Raw genomic sequence first — 2,336 nt, 5'->3', positions numbered from 1 at the left:
GCCAGGCCCTCCTGCGCGGTCGGCGCGGTGCGGACGCGGTAGCCGGCCGCCTTCAGCACCGGGGCCAGCATGTTGCGGAAGAAGGCCGAGTCGTCGACCAGCAGCACCGACTGCGAGTGCTGCGACGGCTTCATCTCCTTGCGGGTGAACCAGTCGGCGAACGCCATCGGCAGGAAGTGGCCGACGTCGATCACTTCGGTGGCCTGGCCCTTGATCACGGCCGAGCCGAGAATGCCGGAGGAGGAGCCGCCGACCTCGATGTTGAGCCGTTCCTCGACGATGTCGATGATCTCGTCGACGACGAGGCCCATGGAGCGGCCGTCATCGGCGAACACCAGGATCGGCTGGGCGCCCTGGCTCGCAATGGTGACGCTCTCCATGGCGACCAGCGGCATCAGCTGCTCGCGGTACTGCACCATGTAGCGGCCGTTGCTGAACTCGATCTTGTCGGCCGGCAGTTCCTCCAGGCGGGTGACGAGCCCGAGCGGGACCGCCTTGGGCTGGCTGGAGCCGGCGCGGAAGACCAGCAGCGAGGTGGTCTGCTCGCCACTTCCGATGTGATGCGCGCCGTTCTCGTCGCCCATGTCATGGGCCGAGGAGCCGGCGGCGCCGAGCGCCTTGGCAATGCCGTTGGGATCGATGATCATGATGACTGCGCCATCGCCCAGAATGGTGTTGCCGGAGAACATGTCGATGTGACGCAGCTTCGTCGACATCGGCTTGACCACGATCTCTTCGGTGTGGAACACGCCGTCGACGACGATGCCGAAGGTCTGGCTGCCGACTTGCGTGACCACGATAAAGCCGTTCTCGGGATCGCTGGCCGCGCCGTCGTCGATCTTGAGCAGCTTCTTGAGGTGGATCAGCGGCAAGAGCTTGTTGCGCAACCTGAGCACCGCGGTGTCCTTGATGCGCTCGATGCGGTGCTCGCTGTTGGCGCGGGCACGGACGAGCTCGACCACCGAGAGCTGCGGGATCGCAAAACGATCACCGGCGGCCTCGACGATCAGCGCCGAGACGATGGCCAGCGTCAGCGGGATCTTGATGGTGACGGAGGAGCCCTCGCCGGCCACCGACTTGATGTCGATGGTGCCGCCGATCTGGTCGATATTGGTGCGCACCACGTCCATGCCGACGCCACGGCCGGAGACCGAGGTGATCGCAGCTGCCGTGGAGAAGCCGGGCGCGAAGATGAACTTGTGGATCTGGGCTTCGCTCATCTTCTCGAGCTCGGCCTCGGTGACCAGACCGGAGGAGATCGCCTTGGCCTTGATCCTCTCGGTGTTGAGGCCTCTTCCGTTGTCGGCGATGCAGATGATGATGTGGCCGCCCTCGTGATAGGCGGACAGGCGGATGGTGCCCTGCTCGCCCTTGCCGGAGGCGAGCCGCTCGGCGGGGGTCTCCAGGCCATGGTCGGCGGAGTTGCGCACCATGTGGGTGAGCGGGTCCTTGATCAGGTCGAGCACCTGGCGGTCGAGCTCGGTGTCGGCGCCGTGCATCTCCAGCTCGATCTGCTTGCCGAGTTCGCTCGAGAGATCGCGGACGATGCGGGGCAGCTTCTGCCAGGCATTGCCGATCGGCTGCATGCGCGTCTTCATGACGCCTTCCTGCAGCTCGGCGGTGACGTTGGACAGGCGCTGCAACGGCACCTTGAACTCGGTGTCCTCGTTGCGGCGGGAGATCTCCAGCAGCTGGTTGCGGGTCAGGACCAGCTCGGAGACCATGGTCATCAGATGCTCCAGCGTATCCACGTTGACGCGGATCGACTGGTTGGCGATGCGGTCGCCTTCGGCGGCGCCCTCGTCGGCCATCGACTTCTTCGGCGCGGCCTTGTCCTTGGCGGGCTTTGCTTCCTTCGCGGCGGGCGCCGGAGCTTCAGCAACGGGCGCGGCCTGAGCGACAGGGGCCGGCGCTTCGATCGCGGTCTCGCGGAAGGCGCGCTCGAGATCATCGAGCGAGACTTCGCCTGGACGGAGCGGACGCTCCAGCGTCTGCTCGATCAGCGAGCCTTGCGTCATCTCTTTTACCGGTGCCGCCTTGGCTTCAACAGGAGCAGGCGCTTCCGGCACCAGCGGCGGCGCTTCGGCCACGGTAGCAGCGGCTCCAGCAGCCATCGCTGCCATGCCCTGCTCGACCATCGCTTCCAGCTTGTCGATGAGATCGCGGTCGGTGCCCTCGGGCTCGGCTTCGGTCGCCTCGAGGCCTGCCAGGATCTCCTTGATGCGGTCGATCGATGCTAGGATCAACGTCACCGCGCCAGCCGTCACCGGCATGCCGTCGCGGAATTTGCTCATCAGCGTCTCGCCGGCATGCGCCAGCGCTTCCAGACGCGGCAG

1 protein-coding gene is annotated in these 2,336 nt (G+C 66.1%); it reads right to left on the bottom strand.

What is annotated here, in order from left to right:
• On the bottom strand, nt 1-2,336 hold a 2,336-nt coding region (locus OWC48_RS45770; protein ID WP_282525892.1), incomplete at both ends, for a hybrid sensor histidine kinase/response regulator.

The sequence above is a fragment of the Bradyrhizobium sp. Arg816 genome, from assembly GCF_029989365.1.
GTDB lineage: Bacteria > Pseudomonadota > Alphaproteobacteria > Rhizobiales > Xanthobacteraceae > Bradyrhizobium.
The sequence above is the reverse complement of the archived record's forward strand: the minus strand, read 5'-3'. Positions and strand labels throughout refer to the sequence as shown.